Origin of the sequence: Candidatus Pantoea floridensis (assembly GCF_900215435.1) — a bacterium.
Lineage (GTDB): Bacteria > Pseudomonadota > Gammaproteobacteria > Enterobacterales > Enterobacteriaceae > Pantoea > Pantoea floridensis.
Genome location: NZ_OCMY01000003.1, coordinates 15440 through 31871, shown reverse-complemented (window position 1 = coordinate 31871; position 16432 = coordinate 15440). Strand labels below are relative to the sequence as shown.

Genomic DNA, 16432 nt, shown 5'->3' with positions numbered 1-16432 from the left:
ACTGCGGTCCGTTCGGCGGTAATCTGCTGCATAGTGGAGGAAGGCCTGCCCGCGTGGGGCACAAGCTTTTAGGTTCGTATGTCCTAACCGGTAACTATGGACATCGCGCACAAGGTCACTGAGAAAGTTGCGCGGATCTCTGTGGCTCCTGCCCATTCAAGGGAATTTCACAGGAAGCCTGACTGAAGGAAATATGATGACGAAAAACTGCGCAACGCCTTATCGTGAATCCTTAATTCGCCTGATTGCGCTGCGGCTGCGCTATCGGCGCGCCTACAGTAATCCATCTGCGGACGTAACCGATCTTGCTGCGCTGCTGTCGGAGGTGGAGGCTGCCGAACGTGATGTGGAACGCTATGAACAGAAATACGCGCACGGCTGACGTTTGCAAAGTCGATGATGACATGCTGCTAAGATTTTCCTTACAGCTTCTGATTACTTAAAATAGCTGACCTGAAGGCGTTAGAACCCCAAAAAATTTTCCCTGATCACCTTATCTGGCGGGAGACTCTTTTTGACACCCCTCCTAGATGCGCCTGACTAGATTTGAGCGCGAGGCTTTTTCATGTTCACGTATCCATAATTCAGCGCTGAGCCTGCCTGACGCAGGAGAACATTCAAAATGTGGTTTATTCAAATCTTACAGACCCATGTCGGTTTAGCAGAAAACACCGATGAAACGGGTTGTGGACATCATGTCCATGCCGATGTGGCTGACAATATTTACTGGCAAGGCCTTGACGCCCTCTCTTCCACTTACCCCGATGGGGTGCGAATCAACCAGTTATCAGCACCCATGATGAGGCACATAGGAGCATACGTTTTGAGAATTATAGCTTCGTCTCACCCGAATCACCCGAAGTTGTTGGTCACGAGAAGCGTGAAAGCATCGCGGAGTGGACATCAGCATGTTCGTTAGTGAGGTCTAAGTTGTTTACCTTAACGAGCATGCCGTGGTGAGAATCCGGAGCCATAGGGGGATTCTCTTGTAAAAGGGGAGGGTAAGGTCAACATTCTCTGCATAGGGCGCATCGGGGCAGCATTGTGTGAAGAACCAAACATTTTTTCTTACTGCGCAGCTTTGTTCAGGCTAACCGGGTATATATTAAGAATGGACCGAATTTAAAATGGTTTGCCCTGAGTCTGATTGAAGCCGTTCTCCTGAAGCTCGATGATGAAGAAAATGTTGAAAGGGAGAAGAGCGATGAAACTGGCCCCGAAGCATTTTCGGCTGCTGTCGATTTTAAAGGATAGAGGCTCTGTACCTGCATGGGTCAAGCCTGTGGTGCGAGAGGAGCTTGTTACATCTGGCTTCATTGAACACTTTCATGGCGATGACTGGCTAAGAGAAAAAGATCGTTACCGCCTGACATATCAGGGCCAGGCTTTGATTGATGAATATGATGAAAAAGTACGACAAGACAAATTGCGAGCAACATGTCAAACCATGCAACATGGGCAACGAAAGAAGAAATATGGTGAGACTTGACCTTGACCGTCGGCCAACTAAGATTTATAGGATTCTAATAAGCATAATTTTAAGAAACTCCGCATTGCCCCGCCGCGCTAAACTGCGCGGCGTTTTTGCTTGCAGTTATTAAGTTACTGATGGGTACTGTAACTGGTGACTATCAGTGGATTGAACCAGAAAAATTAGATATCAATCAAAGCGCCTCAAATCCAATGTAATGTTTTAATGACTGAAAAATGGCCATGATTAATCTGTTACCACAGCTTCTAATAGTAAATGTATTTAATCAATTACATGTTGGTAATGAAATTGTTAATTAATGAAATTCGTAAAATTAGGCAATAATTTTATAATTGATGCCAGTCCATGGCGAAAAAAATCCTAAGGCACCTTACTCAGACTTTTTGGGAGGACGACGGCTTTTTTTACCTCCTTTCCGGCCCGCTTCAACGGCTCTTTCGGGGTCATTTTTGAAATTACCACCACTGGCTTTGCCTCCGGCGCTTCCAGCTTCTTTAGCACGTTCCGGATTATTGGCAAAATTCCCTGCGCCGCCTCTGTAGCTCTGTTTGTTCATAGGAAGACCTCTTATCAATGTTCCATTAGATTCAAGGACTAGCTAATCACAATTTTAATTGTAGTAGACCGCTACGGTTATGCCACTGAGATAAAATCTCTGTAAGTGGGAAGGAGTTCCGCTTTTAGCCTGTGGTAGAAGAGGAGTCATGCGAAGGATAGAGATATATTCTAATGCTACGAAATAAAATCCTGCAGTATTTTTTTACTATCCACATTAATCAAGGAATATAAAATTCAGCATCTACAATGACTAATTTATACACGGTTGCAGACTGGTTATAATGCTTAAGTGTTAATGAATAGGGAAATAATTCATAACATGAACAGCGAAAAAAACAGGAAGTCTTATTTTACTTGGCCGTGACAGGAGCCCCATTCTTATCCGAACTATATAAATGAGTAGTAACAAATCTGCATTTAATAGGCGTAAACTATTTCTTCAGACATGGTTGTCTGGTTGTCTGGCATTCTGATATTGAGAAAGAAATATATGATTTAAATTAATTAAATAAAAACTATGTTCAGGTCAAAAAACCAAAGGGACAGTCTCGAAATTCAACTGTAAATATAAAATTTAATTTTGAGTGATATGGCAGCATTTGTTTAAAAATTAAAGAAAACCGCTCACTTCGTTAATTGGATGTCAAAAGGTAAATTAACGAAAACGATATTGCTATAGGTTAAACCCAAGCCCATGACACTATATACTCGGAACTTGCTGCCTATCCCGAATATGCAACCGTTTCACTACTCTATATTAATGCTCTACAATGCTGATAGAGCACGGTCAAATCATGACGGTAAGGCATTGGCAGGAAGAGCATGGATAAAGATAACCTTAACGCCAGTCATCTTGCCTAGTGCTGTCTGGTTGCACTTCACATTGCGCGTCGCGAAGGAGTCGTCAGCTCGCTGGCGTAGGAAAACCTTTTCATGGATTTGACCCTATATATCCAGATTAGCGCTTCCCTGAAAAGGTTGAGTGGGTGGATCGTTACCACCAGTTTGCACCAGATTACCCCTTCGGCTGACGAGCCAAGAAGTTAACGCCGATGCGCGGAAGGGTTTTTTAAAAGATAGCTATGATTTAGAGTGGGGCTAATGCGGTGAATCCCTCTATGCGACAGGGCTAAGCCCAGAGCTTTTTGTCTCGGCCAATAGCGATATGGGTTGTGGCAAATCTCTTATCACCGGGAGGCACCCGGCACCGCAGAATACAATGCCGGAGTAAATCCCCCTATGCGGCGGGGCAACAGTTACTACATTCCTTAGGGAAGGCAAGCCTAATTGCGGGTAAGGATGACTGGACTTACTCACCGGGAGGCACCCGGCGCTCCGGCAACCCACAGTTTTCAGCACTTACAAGGCACAGCTTCGGCGGTGCCTTTTTTATGCAAAAAATCCGCACTCAGGCGGATTTTTCTCATTGGCTACCCAACGGCAACCGGTCTTTTATATTTCGACAACTCAAAAGCTAACCGGATTTGTCCAGTTCAGAAAGTAGACAATTCCTAATTGGACAAGTCCCCGATCCGGGGGTGGATATGATTCGCATGACCTAACACGTACACATTGCAATCAGCGGGGGCACCTGGATGGCAACTCTCTCGAGCCTCACTGTGTTGTGCCACTCGACAGGGTGTACATGATCACCGCCGTGGCAGGTTTAGTGATAGTCATCTTTGGGTATCTGGATAGCGAGCAATCGACGCGGCCATCAATATCGCAGGATTTGATGAGCCCACTGTGCAAACTCAGTCCGGCGGGAAAGGACAGTGACGCTGACCTGCAATCGGATGTTGAGAATGCGGAGTGTGTAAGAACCCTCCGCCTAAACACTTATCGATGGCAGGCTTGGTACAGAGCCTCGCAATAGCTGAATGTGTGAAAACCTGTGAGGTGATGGGTTGTGACGTGGGATGCTAATGAAGGTTGATCTGCAAGGAAAACGGAAGGCAAGAGTTAAATATTCTTCAAGAACGGGTTAAGCCTGATTGGAAAAAAGACCGCCGTATCGGACTACGGCGGCAGATGTCACATATAGGATTGTCAGCTATTAATGCTGCTCGTTAGTAATGGTATATGCCTACAGGCACATTACCAGTGCAGTGTGAATTGTATACCTATCTGAATATGTTGCCGGGATTTGACGGAAACTTTTGGAAATAATGATAAATACCAGACACTTCTTAAGTAAATAGAGCGCAATTAATAGATAACCCATTGTCAATGCTGAAGTATCCAATGCTTCTGGCTGATGAAAGCCCCATCTAACATGAAGTCACCCTGGTCGAAAGTTTGATTGGCTGAGACTAGACTTTTCTTCGTTAAGTCAAATTTCAAAGACGAAAACGGAGCGGACGATGCAGGATGACATAGTAGGTGAATGTGTGATTCAGATAAAACGACTGGCGGGCATGTATCAGATGGGTGACGGCTACCAGCAAACCAAAGAAGCGATCAACTCAATCCTATTGGATTTCAACCATAGACTGGAGAGAGATGTTTTCGTGCGCGTTATGGTCTGGGGTACCTTCCATGCTTCACTGAAAAATTCCCTGATAATTTCGGCTGATCCCCGCTGGATTGAAGCGATACGCTATGCGATTTCCCGAGTTAAGTCATTTAAGCATAATGCTATGGCATCGCATGCTGCCCGGGTGGCTTTCCATGCCTGAGCTGTATAAGAACAGAATTAATACATCCTCTAAGAGCGAATTGTTATGGCAGGAAAGCAAATAGTCGGATTACAGCAGTACATCACTGAGCAATGCTTAAAGTGACATCGTGAGTTAACATCACCCTAAACATGAGGGTGCCCAATGAACTTAAAGCCAAGATTCGAAGAGTACACGGAAACAGAGTTTACTCAGCTTGTCAGTGAGATTTGCATCGCTGAAGGTAATGAGGCTTATCAAGATGAATTGCTGGATAACTTCATTGCAGTCACTGAACATCCGGAAGGTTCGGATCTGATTTTCTACAATGAAGACAATGGTCTGACGCCGGAAAAAATCGTTGCCACTGTAAGGTCATGGCGCATGAGCGAAGGCTTAGCCGACCTTAAGACCTGAGTCATTATAAGGCGCATTTGCGTGGGCGTCTGAAGATGGATTTTATGAGCCAGGAATAAGATAGAAAGCACTATTAAACGAATCGCCATCCTCTAAAGAACGACGTTTCGCTGACATGAAATCCTCCTGATACCAGACTACATCATCGACAGAAATCATTGTCGAGCATTCTTCGCACTGGATGCTGGCAACAGTTTCATCTCTGGAAGTTGTCGTTGATGAAACGAAGCGATCACAACCACATTTTGTGCACGTCACTTGAATAACGGTCATAACGCAACCCCCTAAAACTAAAGTCTCACTAAGAATAGTACCAAATTTAAATGGAGTTTAAGGGATGATGGAAAAGAATTACTCGGAGAAATGCTTGTCCACAGTGCAATTTTTCGAGGCACCCAAGAAAAATAACTCGCAAATTAGTGGAACATTCTGAAATGTTGACGACCTTAGGCCCGTGTAACATTTTATGATGAAAAGTAGTCTACATGTGGCGATAATTTGATCGCGGGTGTTTGCCCGCTTACAGAAAGGTGAGCATGTAATGAGCGTGGATGTTTTGGTTTTTGAACAGGGCAAGGCACCCCTTAAGGTGACTCTGGAAAATAATGAAAAATATTATGAGATAGGCGGAGTCAACAAGGTGATAACTATACGTACAGCTAAATGGGAGCCATCATTACCCCAACCAGAGTACCTAGTGGTATTTGATTTTGAACCTGTTACGGCCACATTGAAAAAGGCGGTAGAGGATTTAAATCCAAGGCCATATTTATAATAAAACTAACCGCCTTCGGGCGGTTTTTTTGTATCTAATCCACCGACAAGGGATAACGGCTAGCCACGCGGTGAAGCCTGACTGATCAATTTTACTTCATCAATAACAACCTTAATATTAGCGTGGAACCTTTCCGAGCGACCGGAAGTTGCAATGAAAGATGGACTATATCATCTGAGGTTCAAAAGTAATCAGCAGGACTTCGGAGTAGGCATTATCACGATTAAGGATGGAAAAGTTAATGGTGGTGACCCTACATACTTTTATCAGGGCGACATTACCAAGAATTCAGCTCTTCTGAGATTAACAAGATTCAGTGACCAGACCGCTCCGCTGTTTGGAGCTCCCAAAGAGTTTCACCTTGAACTCAGAGTTAAGCACGTAATGGGTTACCATATCCTGGAAGGACATGTTCAAGGGAAGTCAGGTATAAAGATTCAAATCCATATCAGGCTACTTGCGCCACTAGCATAAAAATATGGAACTGACAAAGCCGCCTATGGACGGTTTTTTATTGTGTGCTGAAAACTGCATTCAAAGAGTTCAACTTTCAGCATAAACACCAAGAATCATCGGTTGGTGATATCGCTATTTCCAGGGGTTATATCTATCTGATCAGTAGGAAACGCCAATGTCCGAGCGACGCATTTATAACAGCCGCTGGGACAAAGCCAAACTTTCATTCCTTAAGTCGCATCCGCTATGCGTCATGTGTCATCGTCAGGGAAGAGCAGTGGAAGCAACTATAGTTGACCACATCAAGCCGCACTGACTGAAAGAGGCCATCAATGGCGGCAAGCAGGACGAGATAGCGAAAGCTTAGAAGCTCTTCTGGGACAAGGCTAACTGGCAGCCCCTCTGCAAGCAGCATCATGGCTTGACCAAGCAGCGCGGAGAGAAGTGAGGTCACATCATTGGGTGCGATGAAGACGGCCTGCCCCTAGACCCGTCATCTCATTGGCATAAATGAGAATGAATATTATTCACCATTATGAACGGGCGGTATTAGCTCAGGTGAGAATAATTATCATTACTATTGGGTGGGCGGGTGCAAAGTTCAGAGGATAGCGACCTCCCGACCGCCCCCATTTTTATGCACAACCGCGAAATGAAAAGTTTTTTCTTGGAGATTTTTATGGCAGGAAGAAGACCAAAACCTACCCATCTGAAAGTTGTTACAGGGAATCCCGACAAGCGCGCTCAATAAAAAAGAGCCGAAGCCCGCACGGGAAATTCCAAGCCCTCCATCACATCTGACCGACTGGGGTAAAAATAGCCTGGGGAAGGCTCACCGTTCTTCTGGACGGTATGAGCGTGCTCACGGTTGCGGACACATTTGCGCTCGAACGGCTCTGCGATCTTTATGCAGAAATTCTGCAATAGCGCCAGATAGTCGATATCGAAGGGCGCACCATAAAATGGCTTCAGAATTTAACGCCCTGCGAGAGGCTGAAAAAACACTCAAGATAGCGCTGGGCAAACTTGAGAAGCACGTTGCACTGATGCCGATGAACAACGCAAAAAAAGTTGCTGAGTCATTGAGGCAGGTGGTGATCAGTTCTGAGGCGCTCAAAACATTTGCAGCCAGCATTGAAGGCGGCAAGCGCGTAAGCGTACCGGTTGGGTGTGGCATTTGACCAGACCGCTGAAAAGTCAGGTCAGATGATGGCGTAATGGCCAAACGCGTTCAAAATGACCCAGGATGGCGCGGTGGTTCTCGCCGATAAAATTAACTATCTGGGCAACACTGGCCCGGCTAATGCACAAAAGATTTCCGACATTGTCCCCAGCATTGGTCTTCTGGGTGGTGTTGCAGGCGTGGCTTCCGGTGAGATTGCCGCGATGGGCGCAACCATCACGGGTATGGGCGTGGAGTCGGAGATTGCAGCAACGAGCATCAAAAACTTCATGCTTTCCCTTACATCCGGCAAGTCGGCTACGGCGTCACAAAAGAAAGCGCTTAAGTTTATCAAGATTGATCCGGCCCGCTAGCGGCTGACATGCAGAAAGTTTCACGCACCGCGATGCTGAAGGTGCTGGACTCTCTCGCTAATGTGCCCAAAGACAAACCGGCTGTGGTAATGAATGCGCTATTTGGTAAGGGGTCGCTTGGTGCTTTCGCGCCTCTGCTGGCCAACCTCGACTTACTGCGCACCAACTTCAATCGCTTTGCGGATGGCAAGACGGGAATGATGTTGTTGAAGTTATGGGTGGGTGGCACAGCACGATTGAAGGTGTCAGCGCTGTTATGGCTGGCGTATTCACTGTGCGCACCGTAGGCACTCTGAAAACTGCGCTCACAACAGCGACTTCACTTTCCGGCGTGCTGGCGCAGATAGCTTCACTAGGTGCTCTGACGGTGTCCATCGGCGTTGCGATTTACATCTTCAAAAAACTCAATGATATTGCTGAAGCAGTCACTGAAAAGGACGGCACAACTTCCTTCTGGCAATCCCTGAAGAACAGCTGGAGTGCTGGCGGCTAGTATAACAATCAGCAGGGCGGTCCGGGCTATCAGTCAGCGGTCCCGATTTCACGCCCACAGAAGGGTGAGCTGAAGGTGACATTTGATAATGCTCCACCAGGCATGCGCATCGCGCCAGCGGGTAATACTTTGCCCTGGCTTAACTATGTTATCGGATATAACCGCTTCTCAAACCAGTAACCCGCTTAGGTGGTTTTTTGTAGGGAAAAAATATGTCAGCAGGTTACCCACCAATTGGCGGCGGAGTTCGACAATGTAGCTTTTGTCACAGAAGTAACCATACCGTTGGCGGCGGCGGTGTCGGCGTCCAATATAGTGGCGGCATTAATCAATGCTCCCCAATCGACATCATTTCGCTTCGTCTCGCTATTGAGGACATTAATAAAACGCTGGAAGTCGTTATCGAGGCATTTGGACCACTCAACCATTCTGGCATGATCTGCTGCCGGAGTAGTAAACCCCCAGTGCAGCGGATGAAGAAGAAAACGTGAGCCTGGATTGGCTCGGCGCTCAGTGCCTGCCATAAAAATGACGTTAGCGACTGATTCAACATTACTAATGTTATGAGTGATTACCGATACTGGTAGTGACTTTAGAAAGTGATAGGCGGTAAATCCCGATATCAGGTCGCCACCACCGCTTGAGATATGGATTAGAAGTGATGATGCTCCATTCCCAACTGCTTGAAGACAGCATTGTTGAAAAGAAGATAAGGTTTGAGCTGTGACTGGGCATAAAAAGTGAACTGTATGCAGCATACCTTCATCCTTAAGGAAATTTCGAACATCAACATAAGTCTGATTCACTAAATTTGTAATCCTGACATTTGATCAGTAACCCGCTCCGGCGGTTTTTTTTATTTCACGATGACTTCTGCACCAAGTTTGCCTTGACTGCGCCGACACTCGAGACATCAGGTTTATCAAAGAGTTAGATCAGTTCAAGCTATGCCGGTGCATTCCTACCCCTGACCCGGCGTCACTTCGCATGGCTCCCATGCGGCACTTGGAAACCGGGCCGTTTGAAGAGCCGTCATGGCGAAAATCAAATACGTTTACGGTTCAACAGTGGATGCTTGGCCAGAACCGCGACCACAAGCGGATCACGCCAAGCAGGTTCAGCAAGCAAACCATCGCTCGCCCACATCGTCTGACTGTGTGAATCCTGGGTCGTAGAGGTCTTCGCGAAGCCCCTTGATCTGCTGCGATAAGGAGACTTTAATCAAATGGATATCGACTTCTGGATCATCGTCCCGGCACTTTGCCAGGAAGGCGCTCAGATGTGGTGGCGTGATGCCGTCGGACAAGGCAATGCGCAGTTGGCCGTCATAGCCAGCAGCAACGGATCGGGCGCCATCGCGGGCCTGTTGCAAGGCGGTAAATATGCGCGGTACATGCTCCTTGAAGACCTCCCCGGCACGCGATAGGCGAGTGCTGCGCGTGTTGCGGATGAATAGGCGCACGCCCAGGTCTTCTTCCAGTTCTTTGATAGCGCGAGACAGCGGCGATTGCTCGATGTGTAGCCGCTCGGCGGCGCGAGCGAAGTGGAGTTCTTGCGCTACAGCCAGTTAACATCGTAAATGACGTAATTCCATAGCTGACCGCCTTGATAATTCATGCACTCGATGATGAATCAACTGTTCATCACGGTTCGCCTTCCGCGATCGCCTCATCGATTCATTCGCGATTATTTTTTGCTGGAAGTTCCCGGTTGACGAGCCAAAGCGCGAGGCCGATCAGTATTCCTCCCGCAGCCTGCATCCAGGAAATTGCCGTGTCCAAGATGAAGTACGCAAGGATGACCGTGAACAGCGGAGCCAGGAACAGAAATCCGCTAGTCCTCGTTGCTCCACCTCTTTTCAGTGCCACGAACCAGAGGCCAAATGAGCCAGTTGACGCGGGAATGGAAAGCCAGAGAAACCATCCCCATTGCTCCCTCGTTACGTTATCGGGCCATTTCTCGCCATTGATGTAGGCAATGACTAGAATGGCGATCGCGCCCACAAGCATTTGCCAGAAACTCAAGGCCCAAGGCGCGAACGGCAATGCCGCACGTTTATTGATGAGCGTCGCGCTTGCCCAGCAAAGCGCAGAGACGATGCCGATTATTTCGCCAGCCAGGGCCATCCCGCCAGAAAACATGGATGGGCTGAAACCAATGGCAAGCGCCACGCCGACAACGCCAAGCAGTAACCCGGCGAGCCTTGCTCGGTGCAGGCTCTCCCCAAGAAAGATGCGACCCAGGAGGGCAACCCAGATCGGGTTGGTGAACAGTAGGATGGCGGCGGTCGATGCGGGGATGAACTGCATGGCCCAGAACAGCAGCCCCATGACGGCGGCCGTCTGAAGCAAGCCAATCATCAGGGTCGCTAGCGCAACATTACGCAGCCCTGCTTTGGTTGGCAGGAGCGCGGCGACAATATTTCGCTCGCCGGCCAGCACTAGCGGCAAGGTCGCCAGGGCCGCGACAAAGAAGCGCCACCCGACCAGGATCATCGGTGTGAAGCCCTGCTGTAGCAGGATTTTTCCTGCGACGAAGCTGGACCCCATCAAGAAGGTCGATGCGAAGAGCGTGACAAAAAAGCCAGCCTGGCTAAATGCAGGAGCGTGGGATTTTCGTGCCATCAGCGTGTCCCCTGTTGGCAGCTTGTAAATTCCGAGATACGGGAAGCCAATGCTTCCGGCACATCCTCTGGCAGGAAATGCCCAGCCTCATCGAATACCTTGATTTGGGCATTGGGCATCTTTCCGCCCAATCGCTCTGCAAAGTGTAACGGCTGGAATGAGTCGAGCCTGCCCCAGACAAGGAGCGTAGGCACGGCCAACTTCTCGACGTCTTCCATGCGCGAGGAAAGTTCTTCTGCCCTCAACGCCCGGGCTGCACGCAGGTATGCGTGCCTCCCGTCGATGCCATGGAACGGACGCTCATAGGCATCAACCAGTTCAGGGGTAACTCGATCGATATGGAACATGCCTCGTGAAAAGCCTTTCGCTAGGCCCTTCTTCAGATCGAAATCTGCCGCGCCAAGGATTTCGTCCCAAACCGGCTCCTTCAAGCGGGCAATCCCAGGCTCTGGAAACGAGTCATAGAGGATGGAGTCGATCAGAACGAGGCGATCCAGAATTTCGGGATGGTTGATGGCCACGAGCTGGGCAATCCCACCTCCGATGTCGTGGCCCACTATGGTCGCGCGCTTCCACTCCAGGGCCGAAAGCGCCTGAAAGATGATTTCGGATTGCGCCAGGATTCCAAGGTCCGCGTCCGAAGGCTTGTCGGAATCGCCATAGCCGAGAAGGTCGAACGCAAGCACTTCATGGCCTGATGCGGCGAGGAGCGACATGACGTTGCGCCAAAGATGGCGGCTCGTAGGAATACCGTGAACAAGGGCTATTGCACTTCCGCGGCCCTGGCGCGTGTAGGCAATGCGGTGACCTGCCACGTCAAGATAACCATTTTCAAGAATTTCGTTATTCATGGCACCTCCTCATGTTGAAAGAGCAGAAACTATCACTGATGGCTCACCGCGCTCCATCCGCATGAACCGCAAGGATTTCGCAGATCACTGAATTTCGCGGAGTGGGCACGCCGAGTCGGCGGCCTCTGCTGCTGACGCTGCCGCTGAGCCACTGCACTTACAGCCGGTTTCCGCGTTTAAGGTCGCGCAACATGGAAGCAGTCATGTCGGCGGGCAGTTGGTCGCAGAAGCGAAGCCGGTCCAGGGCAAAGTCGGCGGCGAGGTTGGCGCCTTCGGCCCGGCCGACGTCCACCACCTCCTGCATGACGCCTTCGAGCAACTTGCGGGAGGCCGGGTTGCCGCGCACCACGCCTATCGGGCGCCGGGTGGACGCGGTGGTCGCCGACAGGCCAACCAGGAAAACGAATTTCTCCCAGATCACTCTGGTGATGTCGTCGCTGATCTCGGCGTCGATCCCCGACTGGATACAGGCCCGATGGAAGCGCTCGATATGCGCGCTGCGATAGCCGCCGTACTCGCCAAAGACCAGCTTCTGCAAGTTGTTGGCATGACCGATGACGCCCGGAGCCTCGATGGTTGCCGCGATGTAGCAGATGCCACCTGCTACCGGCTTTTCTCCGAGCGTGGCTCTCAGCAATTCGTCCTTGATCACCCCGTTCTGGAACGAGATCACCATCGTTTCGGGTCCGATCAGCGGCTTGATCGCTTTGGCGGCCGTCTCGGTATCCCAAAGCTTGACACCGAGCAGAACGACATCGACTGGCCCGACGTTCGACGGCGTGTCGGTTGCTCTGGGCGTGGGGACATGCATCTCCCCTAGCGCGGACTGCGCACAGTGAGGCCTTGGGATTTGATGGCAGCCAGGTGCGCCCCTCTGGCAATGAAGCTGACGTCGTTGCCTCCGAGGGCCAGTTTGGCTTCGAAATAGCCACCTACGCCTCCGGTGCCCATGATCGCGATCTTCATCCATGGCTCCATTCTTGAATATGAATTCAAGAAAATTCTAGCTTCAATAACCATCTATGGCAATGTATGCTTGAGCCTTGTGATAATTCTTGATTGATGAATCATCAATAAGCTATGGGCCGAATACGAAACTTTAACCGCGATGCGGTGCTTGAGAGCGCGGTGGATGTCTTTTGGGAGCGGGGCTATGACGGGGCAGGCATGCAGGAGATCTGCCGGGTCACCGGGCTCAACCCGGGCAGCGTCTACGCCGCCTTCGGTGACAAGCACGGCCTCTTCATCGAGGCTTTGAAGAGCTACATGGCGTCCATGTCGCGAGAGACGATCGCGCGCCTGAACAGCAATCCGTCCGGTCGGGCCGGCATTGCCGACTACTACGCGGCGCTCATCGAAGCGATGCTGGACGGCAAACGGCGCTGGGGATGCCTTGTGACGAACTCGATCGTTGAGTTCGCCATGAATGATCCGCAGATCAGCGAAGCCTTCCAACTCCACCTGGCCAGGCTGGAAACGGCCTTATCTGGCGCGATCGAGCGGGCAAAGCAAGCGGGAGAACTATCGCGGGACGTCAATGCGGCCGAAGCGGCCGTATTTCTCGTATGTACGACGCAAGGACTCAATGTTCTGGCCAAGACCCGGCCCAGCCAGCGCACGCTGGAGGCGATCACGCGGCATGCATTCACGGCGGTTGGATTCAAGGCCTGAATAGCCATCTGTCCAAGTCGTAGTAGGTGCGCTGCCGCGAGTTGTTCCAGGACTGGCGCACCAAGATCGAGGGTAAGCATGCCCCGTTAGGGCGCTCAATGCGGTGACGGGGAACCAGAATTCCAGCCCACGCGCAATCCTCCCCAGAACGCCTTGCTCATGCTGCCGTTGAAAACATCAAAAACTAATCGCCGCGATCCCTGTTAGTACGATCACCGCTCCGACTATGCGGCGTGCTAGATGCCCCTCACGAAAGAGCCTGTACGCGAAGAGAGAGCCGATGATGATGGACGACTCACGCAGAGGGGCGACCAGCGCGAGCGGTGCCGTCAGCATGGTGGTTAGCACGAGGATGTAGGCCAGTGGGGAGAATATGGCCACTATGAGTATAGGCACGGCATCAGCACGGATAACTGTGTGAATGTGGTGCCATCGGCGCAGTGCGCTTGGAGTCAGGATCAGGGTTTGCAGAAGCAGTGTGCCAGCGTAGTAGCTCACGGGCGCCAAATGCAGCGACGTGACCGCGTAGCTGTCCCAGACGGTATAGCTTGCGATGGTGGCCCCCGTAGCACCCCCCCAAAACATCCCCTGGAGCGGGCGGCGGGTTCCGCTTCTAAACGGGTTGCCGGTAACGACAAGAATGCCTAAGACGACGAGGAGCGCGCCGAAAAGCGCGACGAAGGAGAGCCGCTCCCCCAGAAGAAAAATCGCAAAAAGCATTGTCAGTACCGGCCCCGTGCCACGGGCGATCGGGTAAACCACCCCAAGTTCGGCACGATCGTAGCCAGCCTGCAAGGTCAGGGAATACGCAATGTGCAATGCCGCCGAAGCGGCCGCTCCAACCCCGAGTCGCCAATCGATCGCCCCTTGGTCCTGAACCATAAGAACGAGGCCGATCGGGACCCACAGCAGCGTCGAAGCACAGCTATAAGCCCAGACGAACAGTAAAGTGTCTCCCCGCTTGTACTTCGAGGCCAGGTTCCACACCGCATGGGCGACCGCTGCGGCGAGAATCATTGCGATGGTCCCTGGCTGCATCAGGAAATGTCGGGAAGATCGATGCCCGCCCGCTCCGCCAAGCGGGCCCGCTCTTGATCGCGCAGCGCCAGGGATGCGACCAACGCATCGATAACGACGAGCTGAGCCAATCGACTTCCCGCAGCGGCCATCTGTGCCGGTAGTGGTACGCCACCGACGACAAGCGCGACGTCGGCGAGGGTCGCCAGGGGCGTGTCGTACTGATTGGTGACTGCGATCAGCGAGGCGCCAGCCGAGGATGCCGCATCCGCGACGGCTAGCGTTGAAGACGTGCGGCCGGTCGAGCTGACCGCGATGACGACGTCTTCTGCGCCCAAGAGCCGTGCCGCGATCATGGCCGACAAATGATCCGTGATGCCCACGGTCATCACGCCGATCGTACGCAAACGGAAGACCGCATCGGCGGCAACCGTCGAGGAAGGTCCAGCACCGAACGCAAACACTTGGCGCGCGCGCTGGATAAAGCCGACGGCTTTATCCAGCGCAGAGAGTTCGATGGCTCCACTGAGCGCGGTCAGCGCATCGGTACCAGCACGAATGGATGTTTCGAGCACTGAGGCTGACGTCGCATCCGCGGCGAGTGCTTCAGGAGGCGCGAAGAACCGGGCTGTGCCGCGAGCACGAGCGATCTCGATCTTCAGCTCGGTAAACCCGCTGAACCCGAGCGCACGTGCAGCGCGGATCACTGTCGGCGGAGAAACGCCGGCATGGGCGGCAACCTCGGCGGTCGTGCTTGCTCCAAAAAACAAAGGATCGGCGAGCAGGAGATCGACAACTTTCGCCTCGCTTGCGGCGAGGCCGCCGCTGCGGGCTTGAATGCTGCCGATCCATTGCTGCAATCGGTGTTCGCTTTCTGAAACGCTATTACCATTTTCATTTTTCATGTGTAATATATTACATGCGCCGCGTGAAGGGCACAACCATCACGTGGACACATACCGTTAAAGGAGGCCGCTTTCATGAATCCTGAAATCAACCCTGGCGTCGCTGTCGTCGGTCCAGGTGCCATTGGCACCACGATCGCGGCGGCGCTACACGAGGTCGGCCGCACGCCGTTGCTGTGTGGACGCAGCCCCCGCGATCACCTAACCCTCCAAAATGACGGCCGCTTTGTCACCGTACCTGGTCCTGTTCGGACGAATCCGACACAAATTGCTCACACGGCTGATCTTGTTTTTTTGGCAGTCAAGGCGACACAAATCGAGGCGGCAGCAGAATGGCTCGCGGTGTTGGTCGGGCCGGAAACAGTGATATGCGTTTTGCAGAACGGGATCGAACAGTTGGATAGGGTTCGCCCGCTTTCGCCACACGGGAAAATCGTTCCTGCCGTCGTGTGGTTCCCTGCGCAGGCGCAATCCGACGACTCGGTACGCTTGCGTGGCGAAGCGCGCCTCAGCCTGCCGGAAACGTCAGCTTCCCGCGTAGTGGCCGCAACGCTGCAAGGCACACGGTGCGCCGTAGATTTGGCCGCGAACTTCAGCTCGCTAGCTTGGCGCAAGCTGATGCAGAACGCGGTGGCTGGCCTCATGGCACTTACGCATCGCCGCTCAGGCATGTTCGGCCGCGCTGATATTGCTAGGCTTACGTTGGCTTATCTGCAGGAATGCCTGGCCGTGGCACGTGCAGAAGGTGCTGAACTCGGCGACGAAGTGCCGCAAGAGATCCTCGACAAGTTCCGGGGGGCACCCACAGACATGAGCACCTCCATCCTCACGGATCGAGAAGCTGGCCGACCGCTCGAATGGGATATCCGCAACGGCGTCATTGCGCGTCGAGGCCAGATTCACGGCATTCCGACCCCGATCAGCGACATCCTGGTGCCGCTTCTTGCGGCTGCGAGCGACGGCCCCGGTTGACCCTAGAG

At 51.7% G+C, this 16432-nt stretch carries 20 protein-coding genes and 4 pseudogenes; 13 read left to right on the top strand and 11 right to left on the bottom strand.

Going from position 1 to position 16432, the window contains the following annotated elements; genetic code table 11:
* Positions 1-196: 196 nt before the first annotated feature.
* Together CRO19_RS24180 and CRO19_RS24175 are read left to right on the top strand one after the other, a co-directional pair.
* Positions 197-382, top strand: a complete 186-nt coding sequence (locus CRO19_RS24180) for a hypothetical protein (RefSeq protein WP_097098386.1) — start codon at positions 197-199, stop codon at positions 380-382.
* Positions 383-1171: 789 nt separating this feature from the next.
* Complete coding sequence (locus CRO19_RS24175) at positions 1172-1489, top strand: hypothetical protein (protein WP_097098385.1); 318 nt, start codon at positions 1172-1174, stop codon at positions 1487-1489.
* Between the two features lie 373 nt (positions 1490-1862).
* Here the strand turns inward: CRO19_RS24175 and CRO19_RS24170 are convergent, their stop codons facing one another.
* Complete coding sequence (locus tag CRO19_RS24170) at positions 1863-2048, bottom strand: con-10 family general stress protein (RefSeq protein ID WP_097098384.1); 186 nt, start codon at positions 2046-2048, stop codon at positions 1863-1865.
* A gap of 2365 nt (positions 2049-4413) precedes the next feature.
* Between CRO19_RS24170 and CRO19_RS24160 the strand changes: the two genes are divergently transcribed.
* Positions 4414-4728, top strand: coding sequence for a hypothetical protein (locus tag CRO19_RS24160; protein WP_097098382.1), 315 nt, complete (start codon positions 4414-4416; stop codon positions 4726-4728).
* 144 nt (positions 4729-4872) lie between these two features.
* Entirely contained in the window at positions 4873-5124 is a 252-nt protein-coding gene (locus CRO19_RS24155) for a bacteriocin immunity protein (RefSeq protein WP_097098381.1), read from the top strand.
* Between the two features lie 42 nt (positions 5125-5166).
* On the opposite strand, the gene CRO19_RS25970 is transcribed toward CRO19_RS24155, so the two are convergent.
* Entirely contained in the window at positions 5167-5397 is a 231-nt protein-coding gene (locus CRO19_RS25970) for a hypothetical protein (protein ID WP_141400285.1), read from the bottom strand.
* A gap of 268 nt (positions 5398-5665) precedes the next feature.
* On the opposite strand from CRO19_RS25970, the gene CRO19_RS24150 reads away from it, so the two are divergent.
* From CRO19_RS24150 to CRO19_RS24120, 7 genes and pseudogenes are all read left to right on the top strand, one after another.
* Entirely contained in the window at positions 5666-5899 is a 234-nt protein-coding gene (locus CRO19_RS24150) for a hypothetical protein (protein WP_097098380.1), read from the top strand.
* Between the two features lie 153 nt (positions 5900-6052).
* Positions 6053-6373, top strand: a complete 321-nt coding sequence (locus tag CRO19_RS24145; RefSeq protein WP_097098379.1) for a GrlR family regulatory protein — start codon at positions 6053-6055, stop codon at positions 6371-6373.
* A 157-nt stretch (positions 6374-6530) separates the two neighbouring features.
* Positions 6531-6869 (top strand): annotated as a pseudogene (locus CRO19_RS26355) (HNH endonuclease).
* Positions 6870-7034: 165 nt separating this feature from the next.
* Positions 7035-7279: pseudogene (locus CRO19_RS24135) on the top strand (P27 family phage terminase small subunit); the annotation flags it as partial.
* Positions 7280-7317: 38 nt separating this feature from the next.
* Complete coding sequence (locus CRO19_RS24130) at positions 7318-7536, top strand: hypothetical protein (RefSeq protein ID WP_320204550.1); 219 nt, start codon at positions 7318-7320, stop codon at positions 7534-7536.
* Positions 7511-8082, top strand: a pseudogene (locus CRO19_RS26500) (phage tail tape measure protein); the annotation flags it as partial. The gene CRO19_RS24130 and the pseudogene CRO19_RS26500, both read left to right, overlap by 26 nt.
* A 65-nt stretch (positions 8083-8147) precedes the next feature.
* Positions 8148-8384: a hypothetical protein gene (locus CRO19_RS24120; protein WP_097098378.1), complete on the top strand. Its 237-nt coding sequence runs from the start codon at positions 8148-8150 to the stop codon at positions 8382-8384.
* Between the two features lie 215 nt (positions 8385-8599).
* On the opposite strand, the gene CRO19_RS24115 is transcribed toward CRO19_RS24120, so the two are convergent.
* From CRO19_RS24115 to CRO19_RS26340, 7 genes and pseudogenes are all read right to left on the bottom strand, one after another.
* Complete coding sequence (locus tag CRO19_RS24115; RefSeq protein WP_320204547.1) at positions 8600-9190, bottom strand: ATP-dependent Clp protease proteolytic subunit; 591 nt, start codon at positions 9188-9190, stop codon at positions 8600-8602.
* Positions 9191-9501: 311 nt separating this feature from the next.
* The gene (locus CRO19_RS24110; protein WP_444505492.1) at positions 9502-9846 is read right to left on the bottom strand and encodes a LysR family transcriptional regulator; all 345 of its coding nucleotides are present in this window, start codon (positions 9844-9846) and stop codon (positions 9502-9504) included.
* 6 nt (positions 9847-9852) lie between these two features.
* Positions 9853-9900 (bottom strand): annotated as a pseudogene (locus CRO19_RS26550) (hypothetical protein); the annotation flags it as partial.
* Positions 9901-10060: 160 nt separating this feature from the next.
* Positions 10061-11008: a DMT family transporter gene (locus CRO19_RS24105; RefSeq protein ID WP_097098376.1), complete on the bottom strand. Its 948-nt coding sequence runs from the start codon at positions 11006-11008 to the stop codon at positions 10061-10063.
* Positions 11008-11859 carry an alpha/beta fold hydrolase gene (locus tag CRO19_RS24100; RefSeq protein ID WP_097098375.1) on the bottom strand — a complete coding sequence of 284 codons (852 nt, stop codon included), beginning with the start codon at positions 11857-11859 and terminating at the stop codon, positions 11008-11010. The genes CRO19_RS24105 and CRO19_RS24100 overlap by 1 nt, the downstream gene beginning before the upstream one ends.
* A 157-nt stretch (positions 11860-12016) precedes the next feature.
* Positions 12017-12670 carry a ketopantoate reductase family protein gene (locus CRO19_RS24095; protein WP_320204546.1) on the bottom strand — a complete coding sequence of 218 codons (654 nt, stop codon included), beginning with the start codon at positions 12668-12670 and terminating at the stop codon, positions 12017-12019.
* A 5-nt stretch (positions 12671-12675) separates the two neighbouring features.
* Entirely contained in the window at positions 12676-12825 is a 150-nt protein-coding gene (locus CRO19_RS26340) for a ketopantoate reductase family protein (protein WP_320204545.1), read from the bottom strand.
* 114 nt (positions 12826-12939) lie between these two features.
* Between CRO19_RS26340 and CRO19_RS24090 the strand changes: the two genes are divergently transcribed.
* Positions 12940-13530, top strand: a complete 591-nt coding sequence (locus tag CRO19_RS24090; RefSeq protein ID WP_097098374.1) for a TetR/AcrR family transcriptional regulator — start codon at positions 12940-12942, stop codon at positions 13528-13530.
* 177 nt (positions 13531-13707) lie between these two features.
* On the opposite strand, the gene CRO19_RS24085 is transcribed toward CRO19_RS24090, so the two are convergent.
* Entirely contained in the window at positions 13708-14547 is an 840-nt protein-coding gene (locus tag CRO19_RS24085; protein ID WP_320204544.1) for an EamA family transporter, read from the bottom strand.
* Positions 14548-14567: 20 nt separating this feature from the next.
* Positions 14568-15452, bottom strand: coding sequence for a MurR/RpiR family transcriptional regulator (locus CRO19_RS24080; RefSeq protein ID WP_097098372.1), 885 nt, complete (start codon positions 15450-15452; stop codon positions 14568-14570).
* A 75-nt stretch (positions 15453-15527) separates the two neighbouring features.
* Here CRO19_RS24080 and CRO19_RS24075 point away from each other — a divergent pair, with 75 nt between their 5' ends.
* Positions 15528-16424, top strand: coding sequence for an oxidoreductase (locus CRO19_RS24075; protein WP_097098371.1), 897 nt, complete (start codon positions 15528-15530; stop codon positions 16422-16424).
* Positions 16425-16432: the final 8 nt, after the last annotated feature.

Excerpts from the sequence above, each read along its gene's own strand:
- CRO19_RS24170 (WP_097098384.1), bottom strand. The coding sequence starts at position 2,048 with ATGAACAAACAGAGCTACAGAGGCGGCGCAGGGAATTTTGCCAATAAT.
- CRO19_RS24180 (WP_097098386.1), top strand. The coding sequence starts at position 197 with ATGACGAAAAACTGCGCAACGCCTTATCGTGAATCCTTAATTCGCCTG.
- CRO19_RS24090 (WP_097098374.1), top strand. The coding sequence starts at position 12,940 with ATGGGCCGAATACGAAACTTTAACCGCGATGCGGTGCTTGAGAGCGCG.
- CRO19_RS24105 (WP_097098376.1), bottom strand. The coding sequence starts at position 11,008 with ATGGCACGAAAATCCCACGCTCCTGCATTTAGCCAGGCTGGCTTTTTT.
- CRO19_RS24075 (WP_097098371.1), top strand. The coding sequence starts at position 15,528 with ATGAATCCTGAAATCAACCCTGGCGTCGCTGTCGTCGGTCCAGGTGCC.
- CRO19_RS24160 (WP_097098382.1), top strand. The coding sequence starts at position 4,414 with ATGCAGGATGACATAGTAGGTGAATGTGTGATTCAGATAAAACGACTG.
- CRO19_RS24080 (WP_097098372.1), bottom strand. The coding sequence starts at position 15,452 with ATGAAAAATGAAAATGGTAATAGCGTTTCAGAAAGCGAACACCGATTG.
- CRO19_RS24085 (WP_320204544.1), bottom strand. The coding sequence starts at position 14,547 with ATGATTCTCGCCGCAGCGGTCGCCCATGCGGTGTGGAACCTGGCCTCG.
- CRO19_RS24145 (WP_097098379.1), top strand. The coding sequence starts at position 6,053 with ATGAAAGATGGACTATATCATCTGAGGTTCAAAAGTAATCAGCAGGAC.
- CRO19_RS26340 (WP_320204545.1), bottom strand. The coding sequence starts at position 12,825 with ATGAAGATCGCGATCATGGGCACCGGAGGCGTAGGTGGCTATTTCGAA.
- CRO19_RS24095 (WP_320204546.1), bottom strand. The coding sequence starts at position 12,670 with ATGCATGTCCCCACGCCCAGAGCAACCGACACGCCGTCGAACGTCGGG.
- CRO19_RS24150 (WP_097098380.1), top strand. The coding sequence starts at position 5,666 with ATGAGCGTGGATGTTTTGGTTTTTGAACAGGGCAAGGCACCCCTTAAG.
- CRO19_RS24120 (WP_097098378.1), top strand. The coding sequence starts at position 8,148 with ATGGCTGGCGTATTCACTGTGCGCACCGTAGGCACTCTGAAAACTGCG.
- CRO19_RS24130 (WP_320204550.1), top strand. The coding sequence starts at position 7,318 with ATGGCTTCAGAATTTAACGCCCTGCGAGAGGCTGAAAAAACACTCAAG.
- CRO19_RS24155 (WP_097098381.1), top strand. The coding sequence starts at position 4,873 with ATGAACTTAAAGCCAAGATTCGAAGAGTACACGGAAACAGAGTTTACT.
- CRO19_RS24175 (WP_097098385.1), top strand. The coding sequence starts at position 1,172 with ATGATGAAGAAAATGTTGAAAGGGAGAAGAGCGATGAAACTGGCCCCG.
- CRO19_RS25970 (WP_141400285.1), bottom strand. The coding sequence starts at position 5,397 with ATGACCGTTATTCAAGTGACGTGCACAAAATGTGGTTGTGATCGCTTC.
- CRO19_RS24100 (WP_097098375.1), bottom strand. The coding sequence starts at position 11,859 with ATGAATAACGAAATTCTTGAAAATGGTTATCTTGACGTGGCAGGTCAC.